The organism is Paenibacillus sp. Y951 (genome assembly GCF_056786395.1).
The window spans coordinates 151985-178236 of the sequence record NZ_JBXCIY010000003.1; the positions used below are offsets into that span (position 1 = coordinate 151985).

Annotated in this window: 50 protein-coding genes; 43 read left to right on the forward strand and 7 right to left on the reverse strand. The window is 39.9% G+C overall.

Going from position 1 to position 26252, the window contains the following annotated elements; genetic code table 11:
• Positions 1-23: 23 nt before the first annotated feature.
• Together AC1TPB_RS05505 and AC1TPB_RS05510 are read left to right on the forward strand one after the other, a co-directional pair.
• A complete protein-coding gene (locus AC1TPB_RS05505) occupies positions 24-332 on the forward strand; it encodes a YlaH-like family protein (protein WP_482075575.1) in 309 nt (102 codons plus the stop codon).
• A 94-nt stretch (positions 333-426) separates the two neighbouring features.
• Positions 427-1497, forward strand: a complete 1071-nt coding sequence (locus tag AC1TPB_RS05510) for an LCP family protein (RefSeq protein WP_482075576.1) — start codon at positions 427-429, stop codon at positions 1495-1497.
• 113 nt (positions 1498-1610) lie between these two features.
• On the opposite strand, the gene AC1TPB_RS05515 is transcribed toward AC1TPB_RS05510, so the two are convergent.
• The 6 genes from AC1TPB_RS05515 to AC1TPB_RS05540 all read right to left on the reverse strand — a co-directional run bounded on the left by AC1TPB_RS05515 (position 1611) and on the right by AC1TPB_RS05540 (position 5505).
• A complete protein-coding gene (locus AC1TPB_RS05515) occupies positions 1611-2810 on the reverse strand; it encodes a tyrosine-type recombinase/integrase (protein ID WP_482075577.1) in 1200 nt (399 codons plus the stop codon).
• Positions 2811-2824: 14 nt separating this feature from the next.
• A complete protein-coding gene (locus tag AC1TPB_RS05520) occupies positions 2825-3205 on the reverse strand; it encodes a hypothetical protein (RefSeq protein WP_482075578.1) in 381 nt (126 codons plus the stop codon).
• The gene (locus tag AC1TPB_RS05525) at positions 3195-3830 is read right to left on the reverse strand and encodes an ImmA/IrrE family metallo-endopeptidase (protein WP_482075579.1); all 636 of its coding nucleotides are present in this window, start codon (positions 3828-3830) and stop codon (positions 3195-3197) included. The genes AC1TPB_RS05520 and AC1TPB_RS05525 overlap by 11 nt, the downstream gene beginning before the upstream one ends.
• Before the next feature lie 60 nt (positions 3831-3890).
• Positions 3891-4205: a hypothetical protein gene (locus AC1TPB_RS05530; protein WP_482075580.1), complete on the reverse strand. Its 315-nt coding sequence runs from the start codon at positions 4203-4205 to the stop codon at positions 3891-3893.
• Positions 4206-4293: 88 nt separating this feature from the next.
• A complete protein-coding gene (locus tag AC1TPB_RS05535; protein WP_482075581.1) occupies positions 4294-5121 on the reverse strand; it encodes a hypothetical protein in 828 nt (275 codons plus the stop codon).
• Positions 5122-5163: 42 nt separating this feature from the next.
• A complete protein-coding gene (locus AC1TPB_RS05540; RefSeq protein ID WP_482075582.1) occupies positions 5164-5505 on the reverse strand; it encodes a helix-turn-helix domain-containing protein in 342 nt (113 codons plus the stop codon).
• A gap of 164 nt (positions 5506-5669) precedes the next feature.
• Between AC1TPB_RS05540 and AC1TPB_RS05545 the strand changes: the two genes are divergently transcribed.
• The 40 genes from AC1TPB_RS05545 (at position 5670) to AC1TPB_RS05740 (ending at position 24335) form a co-directional block, all read left to right on the forward strand.
• A complete protein-coding gene (locus AC1TPB_RS05545) occupies positions 5670-5939 on the forward strand; it encodes a helix-turn-helix domain-containing protein (RefSeq protein WP_482075583.1) in 270 nt (89 codons plus the stop codon).
• A gap of 15 nt (positions 5940-5954) precedes the next feature.
• Entirely contained in the window at positions 5955-6257 is a 303-nt protein-coding gene (locus tag AC1TPB_RS05550) for a DNA-binding protein (RefSeq protein WP_482075584.1), read from the forward strand.
• Entirely contained in the window at positions 6254-6565 is a 312-nt protein-coding gene (locus AC1TPB_RS05555; protein WP_482075585.1) for a hypothetical protein, read from the forward strand. The genes AC1TPB_RS05550 and AC1TPB_RS05555 overlap by 4 nt, the downstream gene beginning before the upstream one ends.
• A gap of 35 nt (positions 6566-6600) precedes the next feature.
• Complete coding sequence (locus AC1TPB_RS05560) at positions 6601-6744, forward strand: hypothetical protein (RefSeq protein ID WP_482075586.1); 144 nt, start codon at positions 6601-6603, stop codon at positions 6742-6744.
• 122 nt (positions 6745-6866) lie between these two features.
• Positions 6867-7118 (forward strand): helix-turn-helix domain-containing protein, encoded by a 252-nt coding sequence (locus tag AC1TPB_RS05565; RefSeq protein ID WP_482075587.1) that lies wholly within the window; start codon positions 6867-6869, stop codon positions 7116-7118.
• 5 nt (positions 7119-7123) lie between these two features.
• Complete coding sequence (locus AC1TPB_RS05570; protein WP_482075588.1) at positions 7124-7396, forward strand: hypothetical protein; 273 nt, start codon at positions 7124-7126, stop codon at positions 7394-7396.
• On the forward strand, positions 7383-7625 hold the full coding sequence (locus tag AC1TPB_RS05575; protein WP_482075589.1) for a hypothetical protein: 243 nt from the start codon (positions 7383-7385) through the stop codon (positions 7623-7625). Before AC1TPB_RS05570 ends, AC1TPB_RS05575 begins: the two co-directional genes overlap by 14 nt.
• The gene (locus tag AC1TPB_RS05580; RefSeq protein ID WP_482075590.1) at positions 7603-7824 is read left to right on the forward strand and encodes a hypothetical protein; all 222 of its coding nucleotides are present in this window, start codon (positions 7603-7605) and stop codon (positions 7822-7824) included. The genes AC1TPB_RS05575 and AC1TPB_RS05580 overlap by 23 nt, the downstream gene beginning before the upstream one ends.
• 11 nt (positions 7825-7835) lie before the next feature.
• Positions 7836-8039: a hypothetical protein gene (locus AC1TPB_RS05585; RefSeq protein WP_482075591.1), complete on the forward strand. Its 204-nt coding sequence runs from the start codon at positions 7836-7838 to the stop codon at positions 8037-8039.
• Between the two features lie 133 nt (positions 8040-8172).
• Complete coding sequence (locus tag AC1TPB_RS05590) at positions 8173-8304, forward strand: DUF6011 domain-containing protein (RefSeq protein WP_482075793.1); 132 nt, start codon at positions 8173-8175, stop codon at positions 8302-8304.
• Positions 8305-8388: 84 nt separating this feature from the next.
• Positions 8389-9342, forward strand: a complete 954-nt coding sequence (locus AC1TPB_RS05595) for a hypothetical protein (protein WP_482075592.1) — start codon at positions 8389-8391, stop codon at positions 9340-9342.
• Between the two features lie 15 nt (positions 9343-9357).
• On the forward strand, positions 9358-10542 hold the full coding sequence (locus tag AC1TPB_RS05600; protein WP_482075593.1) for a metallophosphoesterase family protein: 1185 nt from the start codon (positions 9358-9360) through the stop codon (positions 10540-10542).
• On the forward strand, positions 10539-13085 hold the full coding sequence (locus tag AC1TPB_RS05605; protein ID WP_482075594.1) for an AAA family ATPase: 2547 nt from the start codon (positions 10539-10541) through the stop codon (positions 13083-13085). Before AC1TPB_RS05600 ends, AC1TPB_RS05605 begins: the two co-directional genes overlap by 4 nt.
• Positions 13085-13288 carry a hypothetical protein gene (locus AC1TPB_RS05610; protein WP_482075595.1) on the forward strand — a complete coding sequence of 68 codons (204 nt, stop codon included), beginning with the start codon at positions 13085-13087 and terminating at the stop codon, positions 13286-13288. Before AC1TPB_RS05605 ends, AC1TPB_RS05610 begins: the two co-directional genes overlap by 1 nt.
• On the forward strand, positions 13289-13477 hold the full coding sequence (locus AC1TPB_RS05615; protein ID WP_482075596.1) for a hypothetical protein: 189 nt from the start codon (positions 13289-13291) through the stop codon (positions 13475-13477).
• Positions 13474-13629 carry a DUF6906 family protein gene (locus tag AC1TPB_RS05620; protein ID WP_482075597.1) on the forward strand — a complete coding sequence of 52 codons (156 nt, stop codon included), beginning with the start codon at positions 13474-13476 and terminating at the stop codon, positions 13627-13629. The genes AC1TPB_RS05615 and AC1TPB_RS05620 overlap by 4 nt, the downstream gene beginning before the upstream one ends.
• A gap of 12 nt (positions 13630-13641) precedes the next feature.
• A complete protein-coding gene (locus AC1TPB_RS05625) occupies positions 13642-14511 on the forward strand; it encodes a MarR family transcriptional regulator (protein WP_482075598.1) in 870 nt (289 codons plus the stop codon).
• Complete coding sequence (locus AC1TPB_RS05630) at positions 14489-14830, forward strand: hypothetical protein (protein WP_482075599.1); 342 nt, start codon at positions 14489-14491, stop codon at positions 14828-14830. The genes AC1TPB_RS05625 and AC1TPB_RS05630 overlap by 23 nt, the downstream gene beginning before the upstream one ends.
• Entirely contained in the window at positions 14827-16410 is a 1584-nt protein-coding gene (gene dnaB / locus AC1TPB_RS05635) for a replicative DNA helicase (protein WP_482075600.1), read from the forward strand. Before AC1TPB_RS05630 ends, dnaB begins: the two co-directional genes overlap by 4 nt.
• Positions 16411-16533: 123 nt before the next feature.
• A complete protein-coding gene (locus AC1TPB_RS05640; protein WP_482075794.1) occupies positions 16534-16920 on the forward strand; it encodes a DUF1064 domain-containing protein in 387 nt (128 codons plus the stop codon).
• Positions 16917-17057: a hypothetical protein gene (locus tag AC1TPB_RS05645; RefSeq protein ID WP_482075601.1), complete on the forward strand. Its 141-nt coding sequence runs from the start codon at positions 16917-16919 to the stop codon at positions 17055-17057. Before AC1TPB_RS05640 ends, AC1TPB_RS05645 begins: the two co-directional genes overlap by 4 nt.
• On the forward strand, positions 17054-17182 hold the full coding sequence (locus AC1TPB_RS05650; RefSeq protein ID WP_482075602.1) for a hypothetical protein: 129 nt from the start codon (positions 17054-17056) through the stop codon (positions 17180-17182). Before AC1TPB_RS05645 ends, AC1TPB_RS05650 begins: the two co-directional genes overlap by 4 nt.
• Before the next feature lie 2 nt (positions 17183-17184).
• On the forward strand, positions 17185-17421 hold the full coding sequence (locus AC1TPB_RS05655; RefSeq protein ID WP_482075603.1) for a hypothetical protein: 237 nt from the start codon (positions 17185-17187) through the stop codon (positions 17419-17421).
• Positions 17421-18047 (forward strand): HNH endonuclease signature motif containing protein, encoded by a 627-nt coding sequence (locus AC1TPB_RS05660; protein ID WP_482075604.1) that lies wholly within the window; start codon positions 17421-17423, stop codon positions 18045-18047. Before AC1TPB_RS05655 ends, AC1TPB_RS05660 begins: the two co-directional genes overlap by 1 nt.
• Complete coding sequence (locus AC1TPB_RS05665; RefSeq protein ID WP_482075605.1) at positions 18031-18261, forward strand: hypothetical protein; 231 nt, start codon at positions 18031-18033, stop codon at positions 18259-18261. Before AC1TPB_RS05660 ends, AC1TPB_RS05665 begins: the two co-directional genes overlap by 17 nt.
• 4 nt (positions 18262-18265) lie before the next feature.
• Entirely contained in the window at positions 18266-18691 is a 426-nt protein-coding gene (locus tag AC1TPB_RS05670; RefSeq protein ID WP_482075606.1) for an HNH endonuclease, read from the forward strand.
• A 51-nt stretch (positions 18692-18742) separates the two neighbouring features.
• Positions 18743-18994 carry a hypothetical protein gene (locus AC1TPB_RS05675; protein WP_482075607.1) on the forward strand — a complete coding sequence of 84 codons (252 nt, stop codon included), beginning with the start codon at positions 18743-18745 and terminating at the stop codon, positions 18992-18994.
• Between the two features lie 36 nt (positions 18995-19030).
• Positions 19031-19615, forward strand: coding sequence for a hypothetical protein (locus AC1TPB_RS05680; RefSeq protein WP_482075608.1), 585 nt, complete (start codon positions 19031-19033; stop codon positions 19613-19615).
• A 6-nt stretch (positions 19616-19621) separates the two neighbouring features.
• Complete coding sequence (locus tag AC1TPB_RS05685; protein WP_482075609.1) at positions 19622-19960, forward strand: hypothetical protein; 339 nt, start codon at positions 19622-19624, stop codon at positions 19958-19960.
• Positions 19960-20292, forward strand: coding sequence for a hypothetical protein (locus tag AC1TPB_RS05690; protein WP_482075610.1), 333 nt, complete (start codon positions 19960-19962; stop codon positions 20290-20292). The genes AC1TPB_RS05685 and AC1TPB_RS05690 overlap by 1 nt, the downstream gene beginning before the upstream one ends.
• 4 nt (positions 20293-20296) lie before the next feature.
• Complete coding sequence (locus AC1TPB_RS05695; RefSeq protein ID WP_482075611.1) at positions 20297-20932, forward strand: ASCH domain-containing protein; 636 nt, start codon at positions 20297-20299, stop codon at positions 20930-20932.
• Positions 20933-21090: 158 nt separating this feature from the next.
• A complete protein-coding gene (locus AC1TPB_RS05700) occupies positions 21091-21600 on the forward strand; it encodes a hypothetical protein (protein WP_482075612.1) in 510 nt (169 codons plus the stop codon).
• A gap of 74 nt (positions 21601-21674) precedes the next feature.
• Positions 21675-21833 (forward strand): hypothetical protein, encoded by a 159-nt coding sequence (locus AC1TPB_RS05705; protein WP_482075613.1) that lies wholly within the window; start codon positions 21675-21677, stop codon positions 21831-21833.
• Positions 21834-21886: 53 nt separating this feature from the next.
• Positions 21887-22273 carry a hypothetical protein gene (locus tag AC1TPB_RS05710; RefSeq protein WP_482075614.1) on the forward strand — a complete coding sequence of 129 codons (387 nt, stop codon included), beginning with the start codon at positions 21887-21889 and terminating at the stop codon, positions 22271-22273.
• A gap of 33 nt (positions 22274-22306) precedes the next feature.
• Positions 22307-22465, forward strand: a complete 159-nt coding sequence (locus tag AC1TPB_RS05715; RefSeq protein WP_482075615.1) for a hypothetical protein — start codon at positions 22307-22309, stop codon at positions 22463-22465.
• Positions 22458-22685, forward strand: a complete 228-nt coding sequence (locus AC1TPB_RS05720; protein WP_482075616.1) for a hypothetical protein — start codon at positions 22458-22460, stop codon at positions 22683-22685. The genes AC1TPB_RS05715 and AC1TPB_RS05720 overlap by 8 nt, the downstream gene beginning before the upstream one ends.
• 100 nt (positions 22686-22785) lie before the next feature.
• Positions 22786-23145, forward strand: coding sequence for a hypothetical protein (locus tag AC1TPB_RS05725; RefSeq protein ID WP_482075617.1), 360 nt, complete (start codon positions 22786-22788; stop codon positions 23143-23145).
• Between the two features lie 2 nt (positions 23146-23147).
• Positions 23148-23507, forward strand: coding sequence for a hypothetical protein (locus AC1TPB_RS05730; RefSeq protein WP_482075618.1), 360 nt, complete (start codon positions 23148-23150; stop codon positions 23505-23507).
• Positions 23508-23529: 22 nt separating this feature from the next.
• The gene (locus AC1TPB_RS05735; RefSeq protein WP_482075619.1) at positions 23530-23661 is read left to right on the forward strand and encodes a hypothetical protein; all 132 of its coding nucleotides are present in this window, start codon (positions 23530-23532) and stop codon (positions 23659-23661) included.
• Between the two features lie 110 nt (positions 23662-23771).
• Positions 23772-24335 (forward strand): sce7726 family protein, encoded by a 564-nt coding sequence (locus tag AC1TPB_RS05740; RefSeq protein ID WP_482075620.1) that lies wholly within the window; start codon positions 23772-23774, stop codon positions 24333-24335.
• Here the strand turns inward: AC1TPB_RS05740 and AC1TPB_RS05745 are convergent, their stop codons facing one another.
• The gene (locus AC1TPB_RS05745; protein WP_482075621.1) at positions 24336-25361 is read right to left on the reverse strand and encodes a beta family protein; all 1026 of its coding nucleotides are present in this window, start codon (positions 25359-25361) and stop codon (positions 24336-24338) included.
• Between the two features lie 194 nt (positions 25362-25555).
• Between AC1TPB_RS05745 and AC1TPB_RS05750 the strand changes: the two genes are divergently transcribed.
• On the forward strand, positions 25556-26116 hold the full coding sequence (locus tag AC1TPB_RS05750; RefSeq protein WP_482075622.1) for a tyrosine-type recombinase/integrase: 561 nt from the start codon (positions 25556-25558) through the stop codon (positions 26114-26116).
• Positions 26117-26252 lie beyond the last annotated feature (136 nt).

The following is a 26252-nucleotide window of genomic DNA, read 5'->3' on the forward strand; positions in this document are numbered from 1 at the left end:
ATTGCATGTGGGAGGTTTTAAGAATGCAAGCATGGCTAAGTGAGCATATGCTCATTTCATATCTACTCATTCTTGGAATGACTTTTTTTATCTTTCAGAAGGTATTCCGTCCTCAACAGGCTAGACTACCATTAATTCGTGAGATTCTTATGTACGCAACAATGATTTTTGGATCAGCGATTCTGCTTATTATGCAAATAGATAAGCTACCGATTATTCAATGTATGGCTATTGCAATTGTTATGATGATTACACTTCGTTTGCGTCAGTTATATGATGGCTGGAAGCAAAAATCTTCAGCAGATAGCAATGCCAGCACCGAGACAAAGTAATGATCTAATGAGAGCAGCACTCACACCATCCGTCTTTACGTTTGGAAACGGGTGCTGCTTTTTTATAACAATGACAATAAGAGCAGGTGAATATATGAGCAAGCCCAGTAAAACCGATGCTCCTTCACGCCCAACGCAAAGTAGGGTCGCTTCAAAAGGAGCACATAAAAGAAAAAAGAGCAAAACAAAAATTATTATGATGTCAATCTTAGCAATTATTTTAATAATTATCGCGGTAGTAGTATTATACGGTGCATACATAGTTAATAAGGCAAGTAATGCCTTGCCTGGAATGAGTATTGTGACGGATGTAGAAGGTAAGCCGAATAGTGTTACACCAGTACCACAAGGCGAATCGGTGAAAGAAAAGCCAGTAACGATGGTGTTATTAGGAGTTGATCAGCGAAAAGGCGCTGGCGGCTTGAATACAGATGTCATGCTAGTGGCTGCACTTAATCCGATTACGAAAAAGGGTGCCGTTATTGCGATGCCTCGTGATACTCGAATTTCTTATAACAATGCAGTTCGTAAAGCTAACGCATTTTATGCGAATTATTATGTGAAAGCACAAAAAGACGGCGCTGATAAAAACGAAGCAATGCTTAGAGGGAAAACTGCAGTGAAGGAAATGCTGGGGGAATTTTATGATATCCCTATTCAGTATGCTATATCTGTTAATTTCCAGGGGTTTAGAGATGTTGTTGATGTACTTGGTGGCATTAACGTTGATGTAGATATGCGCATGAAATGGACGGATTCACATGATGATACAGATATTGATCTGCAACCAGGTATGCAACCGTTAGATGGAAAGCAGACGTTAGATTTTGTGCGTTTCCGTCAGTCTAAAGGAAATCCAAATGCTTCAAGTGACTTTGAGCGAAATAATAGACAAAGCGTAGTTCTTAAAGCTCTTTCGAAAAAAATGTTATCGCTCGGTGGGATTACGAAAATTGGTAATGTCATTGACGAAGTAAGTGATGATGTGTATACAGATATGCCTACTTCAGAATTAGAACGTATGATTACGACCTATTATAATATTAGTATGGACAATATTACGTTTATGAGTTTACAAGGGAAATGGAATAATCCTTACGTAGTAGCAAGTGATGAGTCACTTGCGGAAGCGCAGCAATTATTACAATCAATATTAGCAGAATGAGTAGCATTACATTATAACATTATCAAAAACCCTGTAACACCAAGCAAAACGGGACCTTTGAGGGGTCCCGTTTTGCTATTAAATAACGAAAAAATAACATTTATTGCGGGAAATTAGAAATCAAGGATACTTCCGAAGTGATTTCTAATTTTTTCGGCTGCATTTTTCTTCATCTTTTCGGTGACATGTGTGTAGATTTTAAGAGTGGTTTTCATATCATCATGCCCAACGCGTTTCATGATCGTGTTAATATCTATTTCCGCTTCGACAAGCATACTGATATAGGTATGCCTAAATATGTGTGGTGTCGCTTCTTTTTTTATCGATGTCTTTTTTAATATTCGTTTCATTCGAATACGGTTATGCTGCTGTTCCAATGGATAACCGTTTGGTCGGCAAAACACAAAGTTTTCGTCATGAAAATCCTCGATAATATGACTTGTTTTTTTAAACATTTCTAGTTGCTTCTTTTGAAGAGATTCTAATAATTTTATTACACTTTCATCAACATCAACTGTTCGGATAGAAGCTTTAGTCTTTGGAGGAGTTAATTCATATCTCTTCATATCATTGGATCGACTATATAATGTTTTTGTGATCCGAATCTCATTTGTTTCGAAGTTAATATCAGACCATTTTAAAGCACAAAGTTCTCCGGATCTCATACCAGTAAAAGCTAGGAGATAAAACCGCTCTAAATCATAAGCCAATCCATGTTCACGTACGGCCTCTAGAAATTCCTTCAGCTCATTTTTTTCTAAGTACTTGTCCTCTATTTGATTTTTCTCAATTTCTTCTACCGTTAATTTCCTTACTGGGATAACTGCTCCGGCAGTCGCACTATCCTTTCTTAATTTTTCTTTGATGGCATACTTGAAGATCATACCAGCGGTTACATGGATCCCCTCTATGGTCGTTCTAACGTAATTCTTTTCATCGAGATCATTTAGTAATTTTTGATAAGAGTAGGTTGTAACTTTATGGATCGCGGTTTTTGCGATATAACGATTTAAAACTTTAATTTCTTTTTCTCTAAGCCCGATAGTGCTCTTCTTAACACCACTTTTCGAATAGATATCCAACCACTCTTTAGCAACCATATCAAATGGCATGTTTTTCAACTTCCGTTCATCTAATCCGCGTTCGCTTAAATCGCTAATCGCCTTTTCTACTCGTTGCTTAGCTTCTTTCTGAGTATCAGCACGCCGAGCCACCTGCTTGCGCTTACCAGTGACTGGATCTGGAGGACCATCTGCCATACAAACCCATTTGTAACCTTGCTTATTTTTGGCGTCAACCTTGAAATAGTGCATAATTATTCTCCTCTCTATTTATAATTAATACTTTTCAGTAAGGAAAACTGAACTTCAAACTGTAATGTATCCTCGATATCGCAAATGCGTAGAACGAATCGCTCTATATCAGATATCTCGATACCTAAATTCATCTTATTTACATAGTCCTGCAGAGTGGGAAGGTGAATCCCTATCTTGTTCGGATCTGTCTTGTGAAGCACATAAGCGAAATCTGGAATATATAAGGTCAATTTATCCATATCGATCTGATCATTGTGTTGCCACTCAAAGGGTGCGTCTATATTTAGATAGAAGCTCTTGCTCCAATCAACAGTAAGGCGTTCAACTACCATCCATACAGGGGTGTAATAATTATTTTCTCCAGACTCTTCATAGGCTACTTTAATATCCAATGCGATATTGCCCCTTTCGTTCTGCTACCTGTTGATGCAGTTGGCTGAGGATTCTCTTTGTCTCATCACTATATTCGTGATAACTCATTACCTTTGGTTCTATTTTTCGTGCTAACCTGGCTTTGAATTGAATATCCATACGCTCTTGTTGAATACGATTCAGAACTTGATTGATGCGTTGCTGGACGAATAATTCTGGTAAGATGAATGATTGTGATAACGTTTGTATAAGGTTATCATACGATTCGAGTGACATATTAGCGATCATAAAGTAGGGCAGGGCGGCGTAATATTGGAAACGTAATGATTGTGCCTCTTGGAGATCGACAAACAAGCTAGGGAGCGTTCTCTGGTCTCCTACATGCAATACGCAATGTGCTAGTTCATGGAAGAAGTCTGCTCTTTGGTCTGGCAAGTCATCTTTTTGATGAAGAGCAACAATTCCGCGCGATCCTATCCAATCGGCGAAGGGTTTACCACTGTAATATTCGACATCTACATCAAATGCTAGGGATACATTCATTATTGTTAAATCTACTGGTGTAAGTATTCCGTGATTTCTATAGCACTTCTCTATCTTAATTTCCAAATCAGTAGGCTTGTACAAATTCGTATCAAATGGCATCTGATGACCTCCGAAGGAACGTATGTTCTATTTTGTGGTGAAAAGAAAAGCCCAAGAGGGCTAATCATTATTATTGTTTTTCCAATCCTTAAGAAATTCTCTCAACTCATTAGCTTCCATGTTATAGCTTGATGGTTCTGACAGACCTGTGCGTTGCTGATAGCGAGTCAAGTCTACTCCTATAGTATTTCCTACTGCGAATAAATCCTCTGCTTTCAGCAATTCATCAGCAGGCTTGTCTCCCAGTAACCCGAGTTGAAACTCGACCAGGTATGTTTTCTGATCATCCGGTAAATGAGTCTCGTCCGGACGAAATATTGCGATCTTTGTTAATGGTCCATATTCAACCTGAATGCGGTAACGAATGGTAATCACCTAATATATCCCCCATCGGCTGAGGTAGTTGCTAAACCAGAATGTATGTTTGGTTTAATGATTGAAAGAAAAGCCCCGGAGGGCTGAATTACTTACTCAAATTTATTCCACCAAGTGCTTCATAGGCTTCCAACACATTCTTAAGAGCATTTTTTTCCTTATTAGTTAGAGTACGATCGTCATAGTATTGATCTCCATCGAAACGAATGATAGTTTTTTCAGAATTTAATATTGTTTCGATCATCTTAAAGTGTTCTGAAGTAACAGGGATATCAATCCACTCCCATACTTCGCCTCCATCATTATCGCGTTTTACATCACCAAAATCAGTAGTGATAGTGAAAGTTTCGTTATCTGTTTTGATAATATATTTTTCTATAAAAAGCCAGTCATCGTCTACATACTGAATATTTAACCTCAACGAGGGATCAGTATCACCTTTTATTCCGAAATATATATTGAAACTATTCTCGTTTACATATTCAGTTGTGGTTTTATCACGATACCAAGTTATCTCGGTCACTTCATCTTTTCTGATATGCATTTTCTCTATTTTAGTAGCAATCTCAGCAAGCTTTTCTTTTTCTTTTTCGGCGTCTTCTTTATCTTTAATTATCGCCAGCTCGTCAATCATCTTTTGGACAGCTTCGATTTGTTCTGTTGCTTCTGGTGTATTTCTTTTTAATTTCATTAAAACTATCTTTACTTCAGTCAAATTCTTATCTTCATAGTATCTTGTAGCATATGAAAGCAGTAAATCAGGATCTTCCTTTATTGATGTGGGCGACGGAGAGGGTGTCGCAGTAGATTTTTCATTGCTATTATTGGAGATTGTAGATATTTCAGTGCCTGTTGAAGTATTGCTACAAGCACATAATATTACAATCATCACAACTGTAAGCAGTAAACGCTTCATGTTTGTTACTTCCTGTCATATCCCCATCGGCTGGGGTATTTGCTATTTACCTTTTTGTTTCTCTGCATCTCTACGACGCAACATCTGAATGAATTCATCTGCAGCTTGAACTTCATCCTCAGTCCAACCTTTACCTCCATCACGATAGGCACGACCTGAATCGACGTCATTCGATGATCTAGGGTTATCTGTCCTGCCTAATAAATAATCTGTGTCCACATCGAAGAGATCAGCAAGTTTGGTCAAAGTCTCGGTATCAGGATCTCGGTAGTCACGTTCGTAATTCGAAAGAACGGAGTTAGTAATCCCTATTCTTTCTGCTACGTATATCTGTGACCAGCCATTCTTTTCTCTTTGTTTTTTTAATCGGTTTCCGAGTGACATGAGTATAACCGCCTACCTTTACTTCTAATAAATCAATAGTAACACCTATTAACTATACGTTAAACAATTTCGCCTAAAGGTTGAATTTTGTGTTGACTTCAACGTAAAGTTGAAGTAATATAAGGGTAACAAATCAACTTTACGTTTAATAAGGCGGTGAAAATGTGAAAATACATGAGCGTATACAAGCATTAAGAAAGTCCAAAGGCATCACGCAGACATTTGTTGCTAAAACTTCTGGTATTTCAATTGCTAACTATAACATGAAAGAAAACGGTAAACGGGCAATCACAGTTGAAGAAATAGAAGCGATAGCCCAAGCTATCGAAGAACCTGTCGAAAAATTTTTTAAGGAAAATATCAACGTAAAGTTGAATTACGAACAAATCGAATCAAACGAAGTAAAGAACATCTTAGATGAAGAGGTGATCTAATTGCTTACAGTGGACATGGACTTTGCAAAGCTAGAGGACGTTATAAAAGCAGCAGTGGATTCTGCTTTGGAGAAACATTCTTTCATTAATAACTTGCCGCCACTTTTGACAAAGTCACAATTTCAGGAGCTGCTGGGCATTGGTAGTACAAAAGCATCTGAATTGTTGAATCGTGAAGACTTTCCTGTAATGAGAGAGTTTGGACATCCGAGAGTACCAACACACTTATTAATGAAATGGGTCGAGCAGCATACAGACTGGATCGATAAGAACGCTGGTAATGATCGGATTAAATCATGGAAAGGAGGAGTTGCATGAATAAAGTAATTATTCCAGCAGAATTATTGATAGAACGTCAATGGAAAGGGACGTTGCACTTGTTCTCTAAGCATCCTAAGTTGCAACAGCACTTTACAACAGAATATTTCAACTTAGCTGCTCGATCGATCAAAATCACAAAATTAAAGGCGATCGCAAAGCCTTGGTCTCAAAGTGAAAAGTTTGTTCTGAATCTCGCATTGCACTTGGGAGATCATACAGCAAGCATTGATTTAAGCGATATGGATTATTTGGATCCTTCTAATAAACAACTTGCCTTTGAAGCGATTAAGCTTCGATATTTCTAAGGTCTTATAGAAAGCACTTAAAGGAGGTGAATTGATTGGATATCAACGTTTCAGATGCAAAGGAAGTTTTCACAACATCTGATGAAGAGCAAGTAAATGAAATGATCAAGGATGGATGGAACTTAGTTGATGTTACACGGGGAAATCTTAAGTATCTGTTCTTGCTGATACGTATTTGAGGATATGCCGCCGATCAGCTAGCGTTAACGGCGGCGTGGGGAATGTTGGGGAACAGTATAACTACATTATACGTCAGCATTTTTCCATCGTCTGTCCGAATAATGGACAAGGAGGATGCTAAATGAAATATGGAGCAATTTTAAGAGCGTGTAGGGATAGAGTTGGCATGAGCCAGGAAGAGCTTGCCGCAAAATTATATCGTTCTCGAAATTCTATAAGTAGACTTGAAAATGATCAAATCGAGTTAGATGTAAAGACGTTATCGCAATGGGCTGAGATCACTGGAGCAAGAGAAGTTATAGTTGCATTTATATGTGGTATGGATGGATTGGCAATTTTGCAGAATCTATTACAAATTACAGTAGGGGGTTGAGTCATTTGGCTAAGTCATTGAAAGTGCTTGAATCTGAGGCAGCTACTTGGCAAGAACAGAACGATCTGATCAAAGAATGGTTGTTACGACATCAATCACGTGTTCAACCGGAAATGTGGGGTCCTGCAATTAATTTAACTGAGGTGTTGGGAGCGGAACTTGAAAGAGAAATAAAAAATGCCCACCTGGCAGGGCGGACATCGTTACGGAACCGACTAAAGTATCTCGTTGTGTCTATTTTAGCATACAAGGAGCCAGCCTTCAATGTTAAACGGTAAGTTTCCATTTTATTTGGATGGACAAGAAGCTGAAATGATTGCTTTATCCCTATTTGAAAAGGCTAAAGCAATGGAAAGCGAACCGGTAGCTCGAATGTATCGCTTATTGGCACAACGGATTCGGAATGAAAAAGCTCAATTCCATGCTTCTACATATAAAGTGATGGCGGATCGATATCATCTTCCGCTGCAGGAGGGGATTGTTAGTGGAGTTCAATTGGTTGAATGAAGCTTCGGAGAAAGCAACGGTATGTATGGCAGTAGCTAGGGTTTACTGCAAGGGGCTCAGTGTTGAAGAAGCTTTAAGTCAAACTCTGCACACTGGCATTCATTGTAACAATCCTGATTCGATACCAGTAACTCAGCTTGGGCATTTATATGAAACGGTTTCTGCACAAGTGGATCCTTCATCAAAGCAAATTGGTTAGGGGGTGAATGTATGTATATCCCGAATGAGGACAAGCCCGGAGAGCTTTCCACGCTCCACGAAGGTATTGGCAAACTGATGGAGTGCCAGGTTAAAGGAAAATGGGATCTTGGAAAGTTAGATAGTTGGCTAAAGCAGCATCCTGATCGAATGAAGGAAGCTGTTGAAGTTTTGGATAGTGTACTGGATGAACATTATCCACCAAAAGTTAGCTAGTGATGATGTCCCGATTATGGTTCGGGACCATCTCAGAGGGTCTAAGCGCTAACCTCCTCGGTGCTTCGGGCTTGGACCTTCTGAGATGCAGATAGCATCAATCAAGATTGAAAGGAGAGATACTGTGGATCGCATGATTTGTGGACGTTGTAATCGCGTTTTGCGCACGGTTGTTAGTCGCGAGAAAGGTTATGGTCCAGTCTGCTTGCGGAAAGTTGAAGCAGCGCGTTTAGAAGATGAAAAGGCTGTAGACAAAGAAAAATGACCCTCTGCAAAGGGTCATGGGCAAATCAAATATAATTACCCTCATTTTACCACGGTTTGGTAAGAGGGACAAGGAGGTTACACATTGGATAACTTACAAGTTATGCCTCAATCCAATTCTAACGGTGCAATAACTGAATTTGATGGTAGCAGTGTTCAAGAAATGGCCCTTAAACTATCGGATACCGCTAAGAAGATGGATTTAGTTCAGCAATTTTTTAACCAGGTCATGATCAAGGGTGTTGATTATGGCGCGGTACCAGGTGTTGAGAAGCCATTTTTACAGAAGCCTGGTGCTGAAAAGTTATGCGTACTTTACAACTATGCGCCAATGGTTAAGTCCAAAACAGAAGATAAAGATATTCAAGGTGGTTTTTATAGCGTTGAATTGATTATCCAACTCGTACATCGTGGTACTGGAATTGTAGTTGGCGAAGGAATTGGATCAGCGAATACTTACGAGAATCGCTACAGATACCGCTGGTTATCAGAGTATAAACTGCCAAGGCATCTAAATAAAGAAACTCTATTCTCGGAAGAGCGGGAGGAATGGAAGTCTGGTCGTAAGACTGGGAACACCTATACCATGTATCGCATCGAAAATGAGGACATGCACTCCTTATGGAACACAGTCCTTAAAATGGCTAAGAAACGAGCATTTGTAGATGCAACTCTAACCTGTACTCATGCTAGTAGCATTTTTGCATTAGAAGAACAAGAGCTTGACGCTTGGGTGAATGGTGGTGACGTGGAAAGTGAAGCTCCGATATCTACACGAAGACCGGCTCAAGAAACGACTACACGTAGACAGCCAACATCAGGATCAGCAACGGCTACAGATAAAAATAAAGCGATGAAGTTAGTTGAACAGATTAACGGGAGTATGGACTGGAATTGGCTTGCACAACAGGCTAGCCATGCACTGAATCGCAGTATCAATAAAGTAGTTCAGGATGTCGCTCAAAATGAATGGGGCATCATCGTTGAACATTTGAATAAGGTTGCTTCGGGAGAAATTGATGGCGATCTACCATTTTAGAGTGAGGTGAGTACGTTGAAAATAGCACATGTAGCGGATAGTCACTGGGGTATGAATTACCCCGGTCCTCATCCTGCAGCACGATTTGAGGATATTACTCGGACAATGGATTGGGTAGCGGATCGGATTATTGAAGAGAAATGCGAGTTAGTTATTTTTGCAGGTGATGCGTTCAAGGATGCGAGAGTATTCATTGATCGAGCGACTATAGAGATAGCAGCCTTTACAAAATGGATTCGCCGATTAACGTATGAAGGCATAGAAGTTGTGATCATATCTGGAACACCTTCTCACGATGCTGTATCGGCCTATGAATTAATCCGAGAAATGAAAATACCTCTAGTAACGGTACGAACGAAACCAGATGTTATCCAAAGGCTTGGTATTAATATTGCTTGTTTACCAGGCATGAATAGATCGAACTTTGCGTTAGACGATGGGTATCGTGGTATTCCACCACATGAAGCTCATCAAAAAATCACAGAATATATCACATCTACAGCACAGGACATGGCAGAGCAAATGACTTCACCTGGACCTAAGATTCTTATATCGCATCTTACTTACGACAATGCGGATACAGGGTTCGAAGATGTTTTACTACAGAATGAACCAATTCTTACTGATGAGGCTGCACTACAATTTGATCTTGTAGTACTTGGGCATATACACCGCCCACAGAAGGCAGGCAACAATGTTTTCTACAGCGGAGCTCCTGAACGTCATAACTTCGGCGATGAGCATACGATACCAGGCTTTTGGATTCATGATTATACAGGATTATCCTCTATCCATGAAACTAACGGATTCCAGTCAACGTTTATCGAAACTCCAGCTCGACAATTCAAAACGATTCGTTGGGACGAATTTGACCTAACAGCATGGATAGATGGTCAGTTAGACGTACCGACAGTAACGGATGCGATGGTAAGGCTTCATTACAACTGCGGCGAGGATACGCAGAAACGGTTTGATCGTCGCATGCTTGAAAAAACTTTGTATGATGCAGGTGCTTACTTTGTAGCAGAGATCAAGGCTGATGTAGAGCGTACGGAACGTTTGCGGGATGCAGATGTTACAGAAGCACTTGGGCCACTATCAGCTCTTGGCAAATGGGCTGATCAGCAAGGAATTGAAGATGCAGAAACAAAAACACTGCAGTCGCTTACCTCAGCACTGTTGGAAGGGGTGTCAGCGTGATTCCAATAAGTCTAGAATTAACTAACTTTCGGGCGATAGAATTCGCTCACATCGATTTGACTGAGGTAACCCTAGCGGCTGTTGCAGGTCGTAATGGTGCCGGTAAGTCCTCAGCTTTTACACTTGCCCCATTGTTCGCTCTTTTCGGCGACAAGATCAAAGGGCTCAGCATGGATGACCTTGTTCGTAAGGGTGCACAGGAAATGGCTGTTACATTCATTTTTGAGCATCACGGTAAGGTTTATCGTGTCATTCGTACACGATCGGTAAAAGGCAGTGGTAAGAGTACCCTTGAGCTGCAGGAGCAAGTTGGTGAGCTTTGGGTAAGTCGTTCAGCGGAGAAGATTAAGGATACAGAGGAAGTAATTCGGCAGTTGATTAACTTGGATGCGGAGACTTTCACAGCATCGAGCATGATCCTTCAAGGTAAGGCGAATGAGTTCACCGCTCAGACTGCAGGTAAGCGTAAAGATATCCTTACCCAGATACTTGGGTTAAATGTCTACGACCAACTGCAAGAGCAAGCTCGGCAGAAGGCTGCAGCACTCCATCATGAAATTGAAAAAGCGAAGGACAAGCTTACTGAGTTGGACGTTCGCTTGAAAGATAAAACTTTGAAAGAATCGTTGCTTCGTCAGCATGAAGAGCAATTAAAAGGTACTAGTGATCGGATAGCTGTTCTTGAAATGGAGTTAGCTCGAACTGAGGAAGAGGTAAGACTGTTAACTAGTAAGGGTGAGCGCGTAAATGATATGGGTGCTCAGATCGTCACGTTATTACAAGACGTTGAAGCACTACACGTTGAACGTGAAACGAATTCCGCTAGGTTATCACGAGCGGATAAGATATTAGCGAACGAAGCTGAGATTCTAGCGAAGTCAACAGAATTCCAAAATGTGAAAGAGCAAATTGTCGTATTAGAAGTTCAACAACCTGAATTGTCACGATTAATTAATGAGGTTTCGAGCATTGAGCTTCAAGTTAATAGAGTGCAAACGGAACTGCTGCCTCTTTCTGGCAAGATTGCTACATTTGAGACTCTTCTTTCTAGTAGCGAAGTTATATTGGTCAAGGCAGCAGAGTACCAGTTGGCAGTAGTAGATTTGGAGCAAATGGAGAAGGTTGCTAACGATTGGACGGAGATCGACAAGCAAATTAATGTTTTTGGTGAAAAGTTGAATAAAGAGCAGGTACAAATCGAAACAACTGAACGTTTACTGAAACGTGAAGTTGAAGCATTGCTTAGTAAATCAGCAATGTTGGATGATTCTAACTGCATAGATGTAACTCAAGCAGCATGCCTATTCCTAGCTGATGCAGTACAGGCGAAAGGGAATATAGCTGATAAACAAGCTGAATTAGAATCTATCAATCGTGATGTATTGATAGAGTTGCAATTACAAATAAATGCCTTGATCGATAAGCAACAGACGCTTGGATATGATCCAGTTGCTCATAGGGAGCTTAAAGAGCGTATCAACCAGTTAAGACCATTAGCTGAGCAAGCAGGTCAGCTAGAAGCAAAACGTGAACTGTTGGACAATTTATTAGAGCAACAGCGCAAGTTAAACGAGCAAGATAGTGAGCTGACTGAAAAAAAGCTTCAAGTTAGCAATCAAATGGTCAGCTTACAAGCATCATTAGAGCCACTCAATACTCTTAAAGTGAAGTTGGGAGAATTACAAGTGTGGGCTAATTTGAAAGATCAGATATCTGCGCAACATGAAGTCAAGGCTTCTGCAGATGAACGGTTAGCGGCTATTGATACTGAAATAGCGCTTAAGAGTGATCGGACAAGCGAATTGACAACTGAGCAATCGCTTATCGCCATTGAAATAATCGATTTGGCATCCAAGCGTGACAACATTACTCAGTTACGTGCAGATATCAATGCTTGCCGCGATCAGTTAGGAGTACTCCAAACTAGGATAGGCGGTATCCGGGCAGAGGTAGCAGCTCTCGCTAATGATCAGCAACAATATGACAAACTGTCTGCTGAGATGGCTCCTAAATCATTGGGGTGGGCTCGATATCAAACGCTTATCCGAGCGTTCGGACGTGACGGGATCCCAGCTCTTATTATCGAAAACGCAGTTCCAGAACTTGAACGGATTGCTAATGAAATCCTTGGACAAATGTCAGGCGGTCGCCATTATGTACGATTCGAGACGCAGCGTGAGCTTAAGAGCCGTGAAGGTGTGACCGAGACGTTAGATATCATCATTGGGGACTGGACAGCCGAACGACCTTACGAAACATTCAGTGGTGGCGAACAGCTCCGCATTGATTATGCCATCCGCTTTGCTCTAGCTGAATTATTAGCACTACGAGCTGGTAGCAAGATCGAATGGTTAACGATCGACGAAGGTCTCGGAAGTCAGGATGCTGAACACCGTGGTCTAGTGCTCGAGTCAATCAAGGCAGTAGCTAGTCGGTTCAAAAAGGTACTTGTAATTACACACATCGAAGATGCACATTCTGTATTCGATCAACGGATTTATTTTGAACGTACAGAGACTGGTGTTGACGTACAGGTTGCCTAATGGCATATGACGAATACGGTGGGCTACTAACTAAGAGCAACGTAGGAGAACGCATATGGGCACTATATAGCACGGATCAAGCAGCATTCAAGCGTGAGGTAAAGGATTACTTTGCGCTTGGATATCCAGGTTGGACGGTTGTGAAAACAAACTATCAGCAGCGCATTATATGGCTGCGGGATGATAGAAGGAGGCTGCTATAAATGCAAATTGAGCTAGATTTGTTTGAGCAAGGACCTCAATTAAATGGCTTTTACTATGAAGCTAGCAGCAAGAGATTTGTCTCATACGCATTAGGGAATCGTCATTATGAAATACTAGCAAGTCGCTGCAAGGCGCCTAAATGGCCGAAAGAATGGCAAGATCATATTATGAAGGAGCGATCGATATGAACGGCAAAAATCCTACACGTAAGCAAAAATTAGCACTGAAAGCATCTGGTCTTGTCGATAGTAATTGGCTAGTTTATCAAGTAGATCATAAGTTACAAAGGCTTCATATCATGCATCGTAATACGGGCACAAAAAAAGTAATTCCAGCATAGGGGATGAGGTAGATGCAAGAAAGTTACCCTTTTCCGATTTATTCCGGACTATTAGAGCCAGCACACTACAACAAAATAGGCACATCGATATGGCTTTTCCTTTGGTGCGTCAGCTCCATTACCAAAGACAAAGAAGATTCGGAAGGGGTAACATGGGGCATCGTCCTTGGGAATAAGCCTATCAAATTGGAGGAGCTAGCAGAACAATTCGGAGTAAATACAAAGACGGTTTCAAGGTGGATTAAGGCGCTTGAAGGACATGAATACATACGAGTCAAAAGAGCGCCTTATGGTCTTATATTTACAGTAAAACATTCCAAAAAGTATCAAAATAAGAAGGACAAAAATGTCCACTCTGAATCTATAGAAGAGACAAAATTGTCTACTCTCTTAGAGGGAGAAAGGACAAAAATGTCCATTCTAGAGGACAGAAATGTCCACTCTAATAAAGATATTACAGAGATACACAATGTTGTTATTACAGATCCGAATGAAATTATTCGCAGAGCTTCTGAAATAGAAAAACACTTTCTTGAGAGACGTAAGAAAGGATTCAGTATTAGTTCTACCGATTTCGACGAAGTAAAAAAATTAGTCGCTAGTGGTATTCCCCTCGACATTGTGAAGAGCAGCATAGACAAATCATTTGCGGAATATGTGCCTAAACATGCTAAGGATGAGATAAGGAACATGAGTTATTGCATCCCTCGTTGTTATGGCGAGTGGGAAAGATCAAAGGTTGACGAATCCATAACTGGTGCGGTGCCGCACGTGCCAGTCGCCCTTGGAACACCAAGAAGAACAAAGCCACAACAAGAGCTTGATGATTTACGCCGAAGAGCAGAGGAGGAACGCCAGCGTGAACAGAGTAGAAGTGTTTGACTTACTTCTAGAGATTAAAGCAAATTATCCGTCATTTGATGTCAGTGATGATAACGTTGATCGGCATTATAAATATCTTCAAGATTTTCCTTTTCCAGAAGCAATGAAGAATATTGAGTTGCACGTAAAGACAGATACTTTTCCACCGAAGATTGCTGATATTCGCGGTCGTCTAGGCGATCTGATGGACAGCCAACGGAGCAAAGTGGAAGCAGTTGCATACGAAGCGCAGCTTGAAGTATGGGCCAAGGATAATACTCCACCGCCAGCAGACTACTGGGAGCAGGGCAGAAAACTACTTAGAGGTGAAAGCGAATGAGCGGATATGATGAGTTTCTGGGCATAGAAACACCTTGTGATATACAGGCAGAGCAATCGGTAATCGGCGCTGTGTTACTAGATCATAATCAATTTGAAACGGTGAAAGAATTGCTACAAGGTGGTGAGTTCTACGACCGAGCTCACTCTCGAATATTCAGAGCGATGAACAACCTTGTAGAGGATGGAAAGCCACTTGATCTAGTGTCTTTAACCGCATACTTACAAGATTCCGAGGAGTTAGAAGCTACTGGCGGTGTAGGTTACTTAGCCAAATTAGCACAAGCAGTTCCATCGGCGTCTAATGTCGGATATTACGCTGAGCGAGTGCATGATATGTTTCTGCGGCGTCAGGCAATTGATACTGCTGTGGAACTCTTACGAAATGCCGCTCGGGAGCAAGACGTAAAAGCATTTGTTGCTATGGCTGAAACGGCAGTTTCAAAACTCTCTGATCAGTCCGCACCAGCAAAAGAATTCGTAGGTATGAAAGATGTGCTGATGCAAGTATGGGAGGATGCGGAGCAGCGTTACAATGCCAGGGAAACAAATCGAGGGATAACAGGCATTGAATCTGGATTTACTGATCTCGATCGAATGACCGCAGGATTTCAAAAGGGAGATTTGATTATTGTGGCAGCTCGTCCGTCCGTAGGTAAAACGGCATTTGCATTGAATATCGCCCAGCAAGTTGGTGTTAATTCGGATGAGACGATCGCAATATTCAGTTTGGAGATGTCGGCAGCTCAGCTGACGCAGCGGATGGTTTGCGCAGAGGGTAATATCGACGGAAGCCGGATGAGGACAGGATACTTCGAGGGTGATGATTGGGATAAAATGACGATGGCCATAGGGAGATTGTCAGACGCAAATATCTTTATTGATGATACTCCTGGTATTACAGTAACTGAGATTCGCTCAAAGTGTCGCAGGCTTAAGAAGGAGCAAGGGTTAGGCATGATCATAATCGATTACCTGCAGCTTATCCAAGGTAACGGTCGCCGAGGAGCAAACAGGCAGGAAGAGGTATCTCAGATTTCTCGTACACTGAAGCAAATTGCACGTGAGCTAGAAGTGCCAGTCATAGCATTGTCGCAGCTTAGCAGGAACGTCGAGCAACGCCAGGACAAGCGTCCAATGATGTCTGATTTACGGGAGTCGGGAGCGATCGAGCAGGATGCTGATATTGTATCCTTCCTATACCGCGATGATTATTACGACAAAGAGTCCGAGAAGAAAAACATTATCGAAATTATTATTGCTAAGCAGCGTAACGGTCCGGTTGGAACGGTGGAGCTTGTGTTCCTTAAAAACTTCAATAAATTTGTGAACTTGGATAGAACGCATGGAAATAACGACCAACAGAATAATGCTAACTCCGATACATGGTGGAAGGTCCTTGGTATTTTGAAAAGTTCAACATCTCAAGAAATTGAAAGAGCATACCGTGAGTTAGCGAAAAAATATCATCCTGATCAAGGTGGAAGCAATGAACTGATGACAAAGCTTAATAGGGCAATAGCAGAAGCCAGGAAGTCAACAAAAAATGGCTCCGGTATGGAAGCAAGGTACGGTGTATGAGGCTAGATCCGATCTTTCAAACAAGAAATCGTTACCTTGTGATAGCGAACGGACAAGTCATCGGCGAAATCTACACATTGCCTGAAAAAATGGTCGGTCAAGTAAGGAGGAACAACCGTGCGAATGACAGAGGAAGAATATCGGCGTCTGACGGGTCAAAAGGTCGAAGGAAAACAGAGCAAGATGCGAAACGTCAGAACCATGGTGGACGGGATAACGTTCGATAGCAGGGCAGAAGCGAATCGATATTGTGAGCTCAAGATTCTGACACAAACAGGCACGGTTAAGTTGTTTATACGACAACCAAGATTCCTATTGCAAGAAGGATATGAAAAGGATGGAGAGTGGATAGGGAAATTGGAGTATGTTGCTGATTTCCTAGTCTGTTACACAGATGGTCAAGTTGAGATCGAGGATGTTAAAGGACGAAGAACCAGGACTTATATCGATAAACGGAAGTTGTTTGAACGTAAATACCCGCATTTGAAGATTATCGAGGTGTTGGTATGAACTTGTCTAAAGCGACTGAAGCGCAGCTCCATGAGATCCGCTATGCCGATGAGTATGCATCACTTAAACAAAAGATCGCAGCAGAAACGGAGATACTTCGCCGTGAGTTAGATACGAAGGATAGTGGGGAAACGTGAAAATCAGAAAAAAGAAGAAAATAATTACGATGTCTGTAGTCATTACAGCAAGCATATTGGCATCAATGTTGATTTATAAGGAGTTAGATCGATTAAAAATTAAGCGTCATGGGAAGGTGGATTAATCATGAAAAATACACTTGGAGATTTGAACAACCATTTATTTGCTCAGTTGGAACGACTATCTGATGAAGAATTATCTGGCGAAGAGTTAACAGAAGAAATTCACAGAGCAAAAGCAATTACTAGCGTGGCTCATCAAGTTATTGCGAACGGAAACTTAGTCTTGAAAGCTCAACAAGTTTACGATAACAGATTAAATGCTGATCTTGAAAAACCAAAAATGCTAGAAGGCGGCAATTAATGCATAAGTGGACAAGTGAGCAGAAACAATTCGTTAAGGATCACATCGAAGGCCGCTTAATTACAGATTTAATTACTATGCTAAATGATCGTTTCAAAACAGATTTGAAGTATTCGCAACTTCGAGCTTTTGTAAAAAATCACAAACTAACTAGTGGTGTCATTACCCAAATTCAAAAAGGAAATGTGCCAGCAAATAAAGGTACTAAGGGCATCCATAACGTGGGAGGTAATCGAACATCCTTCAAAACAGGTGATAGACCGTCGAATTATAAGCCAGTTGGCTATGAACGGGTTAATAGAGACGGATATAGACTAATTAAGGTATCTGATGTTGGAGAATGGCACAAAAGATGGCGGCATAAGCATAAAGTTGTCTGGGAAGAAGTAAATGGACCAGTACCTAAGGGGTATGTTCTTATATTCGCAGATCAAGACAAAAGCAATATTCACTTAGACAATCTAATTCTTGTGCCTCAGTCAAGGCTATCGATATTGAATACTAAAGGATTGTTGCATAAGGATGCAGATCTAAACAGAACGGGCCTTATTATTGCAGATATTTACGCGAAAATAAGTGAAAATAAAAAACTCGATAAGGGTGATCGTGATGTGGGAATCGTTTAAGTGTGAATGTGGTAGAGAGTACGCTGTAAAGCAAGGTGACGATCCAATAGAGAATCCTGCTTGCGTTGAGTGCGGTAGTGACAATGCAGATCCAATCGGAATATCTTTAGGTCCTAAAGAAACAAAAGAGTTAACTGAAATTATCGCTCGTAATTTAACTGCATGGGAAACATCAAAAGATAAGCGGTTAAGAAATTCAATATTGAGTAGGTGAGTAATTGAATAAGAAGCGTCAAGCAATCTGGAACAAATCAAACGGACGTTGTTGGTACTGTGGTTGTGAACTAGGTGATAAATGGCATGCAGATCACTTTGAGCCAGTTGTACGTAAGCTTAAAATTAAGGGCGGTATATTAACGACTGGAAAGGACAGTTACTATCCTGAAAGAGATAATGAAGAAAATAAAGTTCCTTCGTGTCCAAGTTGCAACATTTTGAAAGGATCAGTGACACTAGAAAGTTTTAGAGAATCGATTGCTGGATTCATTAAGTCACTTAATCGAGACAGTACACAATACAAATTTGCTAAACGATATGGATTAGTGCAGGAAACAGGGGTAAAAGTGAAGTTTTGGTTTGAGTATCAAGAAGAACTATCCGTAACAGACAAAAATCAAGCTGATTTATATGAATATCTATTATAACCATGCTGCAGAGCATAGTAGGCAGCTGACATTGTTCCGGGAGGGATTGCTATGTTACAGGTTCAAGCTAGAGCAAGCAGGCCATGTGCTGAAATTGAGATTGCTGCAACGAAGTTAAATGTATGCTATTCACGGAAGATCACATATCAAGAATGTATTGAACGTGGTTGGGATCCTGCTAATTATGAATTGACTGAAACATCTGAACCAAGTGAATGGAAAGTAGTTGATCCATCTTTGAACAGAACGAGCTTTAGACAAGGGATACTTCCCAACAGACCGCCAAAAAATGTTAGGGAATGAGTGTGATGAGTAAACGATTAGAGAGGAGTAATAACAATGAGTTTGAAAGATACGAAAATATTCATTCCTGAGATTCCGAAAGAATGGAAGCAAAGAGTAAGAGCGGGTAATACAAACATTTGGAATAATGATCAACGTAATAAGGAATTGCCTAAAGTGGAGTTGGATCCGCCACAAATAGGGCTTTACGCGGAACGCTTTGATGATGGCTGGTATTGGGTTTGTGGTTGTGCACATTGTCTTGAATCTGGTGAAAAATACGCTTATATCGTTTGCCATGAACATGATATATGCGTAACATGCGGTATTCATCGTAATGATTTAATGGAAATTCCTTGGGGACATCCAGATGGATTTGAATGTAGGCCTTGTAATACTAACAGAAAAGAAGAACTCAAGGCAGCAGCTCTATCCCGTGCAAAAGAACTTAATTTAGATCGATGGGATTGCTATAGAGAGGACAAAATCCTATGCCCAGTTTGCTTCTCAGAAAATTCAAATGATGACATGCACGAATCAGGGGAACATGATGTTAAATGCTATGTCTGTGATACTGAATTTATTGTGGATATTGAATATGATCCTAAATATACATCTCGATTAAAAGAGGGAGAGGAGTAATAAAGGATGACACAAATTAATCATGAAGGTACAAACGAGATCGTATGTCCTCATTGTGGAGACAAATGGTCTGATAGTTGGGAGGTAAGTCCGAGGGATGAAGAAATAGGATTGCAAGAGTGCGAAAATTGCGAAAAAAGCTTTTATGCTCACAGACATATCGAAGCAACTTATTCGACTCAAAAGGCAGATTACGGAATATGTAAAGGGTGTCAAACGGAAAACGTGGTGATAGAGAATTATATCTCCAGTATTGGTAACTATCATGACTTATGTGTTGAGTGTGGAGCAAAAGAAATACGTAGACTGCTATCTGAATACTTGGTAGATAGGAGGAATGAGTAATGGTACCAGTAATCGTATTACGCAACAAAGTTAATCAAGATCGATACCTAGCCGCTGACATTGATTTAGGCGATGCAGATGGAAATGTAACGCTAGACGAGATTCAAAACGCTTATATGATTGTGCGGAAGGACTTACAAACACCTACGCAATTAGATTTCGAGGAGCATAAGCAGGTACATGCAGAGCATAAAAAAATATTGAAAGAACGTTATGGTGACAATGCATTCGTATCTTTGGATTTTGAATATGCGTGTGAAGTTTATGAACCAATTAACATCGAGATCACACAAGAGCAATATGAGTATGCTAAATCACTTTGGGAGGAATGAGTAGATGAAAGCACTAACGATACAACAGCCTTGGGCAACGCTCATAGCTCTAGGTGAAAAGAGATTCGAGACACGTTCACGGAAGACTAATATTCGTGCCCGTATTGCAATACACGCTGGAAAAAAGATCGACAAAGAAGCATGTGAGCGTGAGCCTATCAAGTCAACACTAGCAAAACATGGATATGATGCTAGTAACCTACCTACTGGCGCGGTAGTCGCTACAGCGTATTTATATGATTCATATCCAATAACTCATGTTTCGGATAATGCAGCGGACTCTATTGACTCAGAAGGTATGATTGTAGAGTTTTTTGACGGAAATGAATTTCAATTTGGTTGGTACGAAATTGGTCGTCATGCTTGGGATTTGCGAGATGCACATGCAATAGATCCTATCAAAGCAAAGGGGCAGCAAGGTTGGTGGAACTTCAACTACAAGCTAGAAAGTGAGCTTCTGCAGATCGGCGACAAGGTTGTAATGCATACGTGTATGGAAGCTAATTTAGCAAAATATAAAGATAAGGTTTGGACATGCCGATCAAAAGAATTTCGTCAGTCAAGTGGAGCATACAGCGTGATGCTTGAAGATTTTAGCGGTTCATTTGCTACTGAATATCTCAATAAGGTGGAGGAATGAAGTAAATGAAAGCACCTAAGAATCCAAATAAGCGAGCATGTGTAGCAAAAAATATCACTTTCTCGGTTCAAAAGGAAAACGAGTACTGGGTACGTGTGCTATCTAAATAGTGATAAAGATTTATTTGAAAACTGTATAACAAATTGGAGGAATGAAAAATGAATAGACAAGCTGTATGTAATGCAATGAATAATTTGGAAGTAATCGAGATGCAAGCGGGCGACAGTCCATATATCTTGGTTGAAGATAACGAATCTAACCGTGAGCAGCTTAGAGAGGTTGGTATTCAAGACGGAGAGATAGATGCTGCTGGTGGCGATGGGGAATTTTGCTTGTTATCGATTGCTTTCAATTGTGGGCAATATGCTGATGATTACGTAGACGGAAAATTTGTTGTGTGGAATGAGCTTGTCGATGATGACCTTCGTAACAGGGTGCTGGAAGGAAACGGAACAGCAACAGATGCGGAACGGCTATTAAGAGCCTTAGAACCTAATATGTTAACTACTGGACAAATGATAGATAGATTGAAATTTGGTGATATAGCCGACAGAGAATTTGATCCAATTGGAGTTTGTTCAGATGCTTATACAAAAGCAACCGTAGATGAAGATGGCGACCTAATGTTTTACGATGAAGACGAAAAAATTGGTCTTTTGAAAGGTTGACAGGAAGTCTCATTAATTCTAAATGGATAATTCAGTAGTGTCTAGGTAGACACATATTGTGCAGGAAGGAATGATTGGATATGTCGGGAGTGTTGAAGGTTTGGGGAACCGATCATGTCGGTCCATGGGAAGAAAAGGTTGAATGCCAATCGTGGGAGGTTGGAGGGTGGCTCGACTACTATAAGGACGGAATGGTAGGTCACGAGTTTGTATCCGAAAATGAAACTGAGTGAATTTTGTGTTACACAGTACGCAACAAATAATTTAATTAAAGGGAGCGAATGTAATGAATAACAACGGAAAATGGACTTGTAGCACATCGAATGAAAATTTCAATAATGATGAATGTTTTGAAACCAAAGAAGAAGCAATTGATTTTGGTAAATCTGAATACAAAGGATACTTAGGTGTTTCAAAGTTTTATGTTGGTCAAGTAGAAGAAGCAGGATTAGGTGTTACGGTTGATGTGGAAAGCGTACTGGAACACATCAATCAAAGCGTGTATAACGATGTTGGAGAACATGCTGAGGAATATCTTATGGACACCAAGCAAGAGCATGACAACGAACTCGAAGAGGAACTTTCCAATGTGATTATCAAGTGGATTGAACGTCATGGATATGAACCTACATTTTTCAAGGTCGTAAATATTGAAACCATAGAAGTGTCGTAGTACGACGACACTATCTCTGAAAGGATTGATCTAGTGAAAGTAGTCTATAAGACATGGCACAATAACTATCCTTTTACGCTAGACGAATCATATGAAGCTATCCAGTATAAAAGTGGTTGGCTGCTAATCGATGGTCAATTATATCGCGCAGAATGTTTTGAAATCGTTGTAGGGAGTGAATCTAGTGGGTAAAGCAGCATTACATCAAAAGATTATCGATCTACGATCTGATGTTATTAAAATGCGCATACAGCATGATAAAGATCAGCAGGTTATCGAGTTGATGGAAAATAGAGCAATGATTCTAGAGGCAGGCTTACAAGAGGTAATGGTTATATTGAAAGGATCGAACTTTTATACACCAGGAGCTTATGCATTTCATGCAGCATATAAAGCAATACATTCAGATTAAATAACAAATCGCCCAGCCACTATCGTTGGGGAACGGTCGGCTGGGCGATTACGTAATCTCATCTCTTATTATAGCAGAGGGGATGAGGGGGATGTTAGCTATGCAACTTAATTTTTTTGATCCGGCAACAGAAGATGAGATCAAGCAAACGAAATCACTTCTTGTCCGGTATAGGCGGCACAAAGCACTCATAGTTGAGTTGGAGCGAGTTGGGGAACTTGCTCCAAAACAAAAAATAGCTTACAATGCATACTTAAATGCAACAGCAGCTGTGGAGAGAGCAGTTCGGCTTATTATAGATCCAGTCATTAAAGAGTCAATTCAAATGCGCTTTATTGATGGGAACAGACGTAAAGATGTAGTTATACGTTATCGGCATATGGATCCATCAACGGTGGATCGCCGTATTAACAAAGGCATTGAATCAGTCGCTAATACTATCAAAGAATTTGAAATTTGAAAATGCGTGTAAGATGCAGACAAAAAGCATGTAAGTCGCTAGTAAAAGGCGTTATTTATAGGGGTACAGTGGAATCAATAGAGCAGAGATGCTCGGGTGATCCTACTGTACCTTTATCAATTGTAGGACTCGGCCATGCGGTGGGTACGAACTTAGTCTTTATGATAGGAACGTTTACCTTAGACGTTGATCGTCAAGCGTGCGGTGATGAGGTGGGGTTAGATGCCCTTTACAAGGTTGACTTGTCCCTTGTTCAATTGCTCGGAGTTTTCCGAGTAGTCGAAGAATGGATAATTAATGAAGGTGTGCGCAAGGGCGGTCCATATGGATCGCCTTTTTGCATGTGGGTTTATATCCCGTAATGAGCAAGGAGGGGCTTGGGATATGCGAAAAGGGAAAAGAAAGATTGTTAAAGAGCCTGATCCGCCGCAGCAACCAGAAAAATGTAAAAGTTGTGTATGGGGCGAATGGCGAGAAACGAAGCAATTATGTAAAATGCCTAGATGTATTAAGTGACAAGTATGTTGCACATTTTGAATAAGGTATCTTAGTTTACCTCAAGTAAATTTTGCCTTGCCCACTTGAAATGGAGAATAAATATCAATATTATAGTGATAGGTGATATTATGAATCCTTTAAATGAATTAGAGGTAAGAACGCTCCTTATGGAGGAGTTAAATGGAAAATACTCGCAATGCAACGAAACTAGAATTATTAATGAATTAGGATTAGATTTTGGAGCATCTAGAATCGATATTGCAGTTGTTAATGGAATCATGCATGGGTATGAGATAAAAAGCGATTTAGATAATTTGAGTCGATTACCTCGTCAAATGGAGTATTATAACAAGATATTTGAAAGAATGACTATAGTTGTTTCTAGAAAATATCTTACAGAAGTAAAGAAAATGATCCCAATATGGTGGGGGATTAAAATAATTAGTGCTGATCAGACAAGGTTGATTGATATTCGAAAAGGAAGACAAGTTTCTTTTCAAGACACTTCCCTTATCATTAAGCTTCTTTGGAAAAAGGAACTAGAAGGACTCATAGATTATTTTAATTGGCCCAAATCATATAAAAAAATGAGAAAAAAAAAGCTTCTCACATTGTTTAATGAAGAAGCTGATCATAATGAAGTTCGCATGTATGTTTATGATGTCTTAAAAACTAGGGAAAATTGGAGATAATCAAAAAAATTGTGATACCGTCAATTCAATGTGGTGATTAACTGCAATTGCAATTGGCGGTTGATGACCACTTATAGTGATAATTTCTTTGGCACATTTATAGATCTCACCATCACCAAAAGAAAAAGCATTCCCAGAATAATAATCTTGCTCAATTAACTCAGAACAGACTTGATAAAATGTCTCTTCACCTCCGTCTTTTATTAGGCGAGACTTAGCTATAAAATAATCTGTTTCTGAAGTGTAAAAAATTTTAAGGTAAGAGTTATTATGATTAAAACCACTTAGTACCTCACCCTGTAGTCGAGTAGTATAATCACCAAACAATAGACTAGAATTTTCAGTTTTTAATTGCAGATAACTATTTAAATCTTTTCTCGCTCCTACTAAAGTTATGGCGTGTACTTCAGCATTACTCGCATCTTCTGGGCATGAGGTAGATAGATAGACGATTTTAGAGTTTGGGATTTTAGAGAATGTATCTATTGCATGTTGAATTCTTTCTAAATGTATCTCTTTATTGTAGAAGTCCAACACAACTGTAATCTCTATATCTGAATTTTCTGACAAGTCTTTCAATAATTTTTCTAAAACATATGAATCAAACGTTTCTTTGAAATTGTAACAACGAATTCTTATAGCAACTTCTTTATAACCAGAGTTAAGAACTGCTTGAGCCAACCACGTTGGAGAATCATATTGAAAGCAAGGTACTAAATCTAAATTGTATTCTTTCATTTTAGAAATACAATGATTTACTAAATTAACACCGTTGGGGGTAAGTAATTCATTTTCTATACCTATTTCCTCAATAGCGCAATAGAAGTCGTAAATGAATTTCATTCCATCTAATCGTTCAGCTAAATATTTACCTAAAGTGTTAAATGAACCTTGCCAATTGTGAACATTTTCTTTTTTGATTCTTTTTGATTCAATTATTGGAACTACAAATTTTCTGGTGTCTTGATGGAGCTCTCGCAGGGCTTTCATCTCATTGTTACTGTTTTTAAGCAATGGATAGTACATAAGAACCTCCTATTTTTTTATTTGTGATACATATGTACTATTCTACTGTGAAATGAAAACTCCTTCTAAAAATGTTTATTTTGTATAATGTTGTAACTAAAAAAGATGATTTTGAAGTTTTTTGATGAAAAATGTAATATACAACAGCACCTTTGGGTGCTTTTTCTTTGCCAAAAACTAGGGAGGTGGTGGTTATGAAGTTTGTCCAGCCAATCAGGGACCCGAGGAAGGTCGAAGCGATAAAGGATTTCTTATCTATGAAAAATGAAAGAGATTTCGTGATGTTTGTCCTTGGAATCAATACTGGTCTTCGTATTTCGGATATACTTCCACTTCGTGTGATTGATGTTAAGGGGATGTATATTGACATTTACGAAGAAAAAACAGGGAAGCAGCAGTTGATTAAAATTAACCGTGCTCTCAGAGAAGTCCTAGATCGATATATAAAAGGGAAACCGGACTATGAATATTTATTCAAGAGTCGGAGTAAAAAACATAAAACTGGGAAAATCAACGAACCTATTAGTTCGAGTATGGCATATAAGATATTAAGCGGAGCTGCTAAACACTTCGGATTAACGAGTATCGGGACACATTCCATGCGGAAGACGTTCGGATACTTTTTTCATATGAGGGAAAAAGATATAACGTTACTAATGGACCACTTCAATCACGATGAGGAATCTGTCACTTTACGCTATATCGGCATTAAACAGGACACCTTAGATGAGGCAATTGACCGTCATGGACTATGATTAACTACCTTTAATCGGGTTCATAGAGAATTCATTATTGAGAGAATCGCTGAAAGTATTGAATTAACAATGAAAAGTGAGAGTTAATGAATTCCATACAATACGTAATAAGAATAACTCTAGATACAGTTTTTAG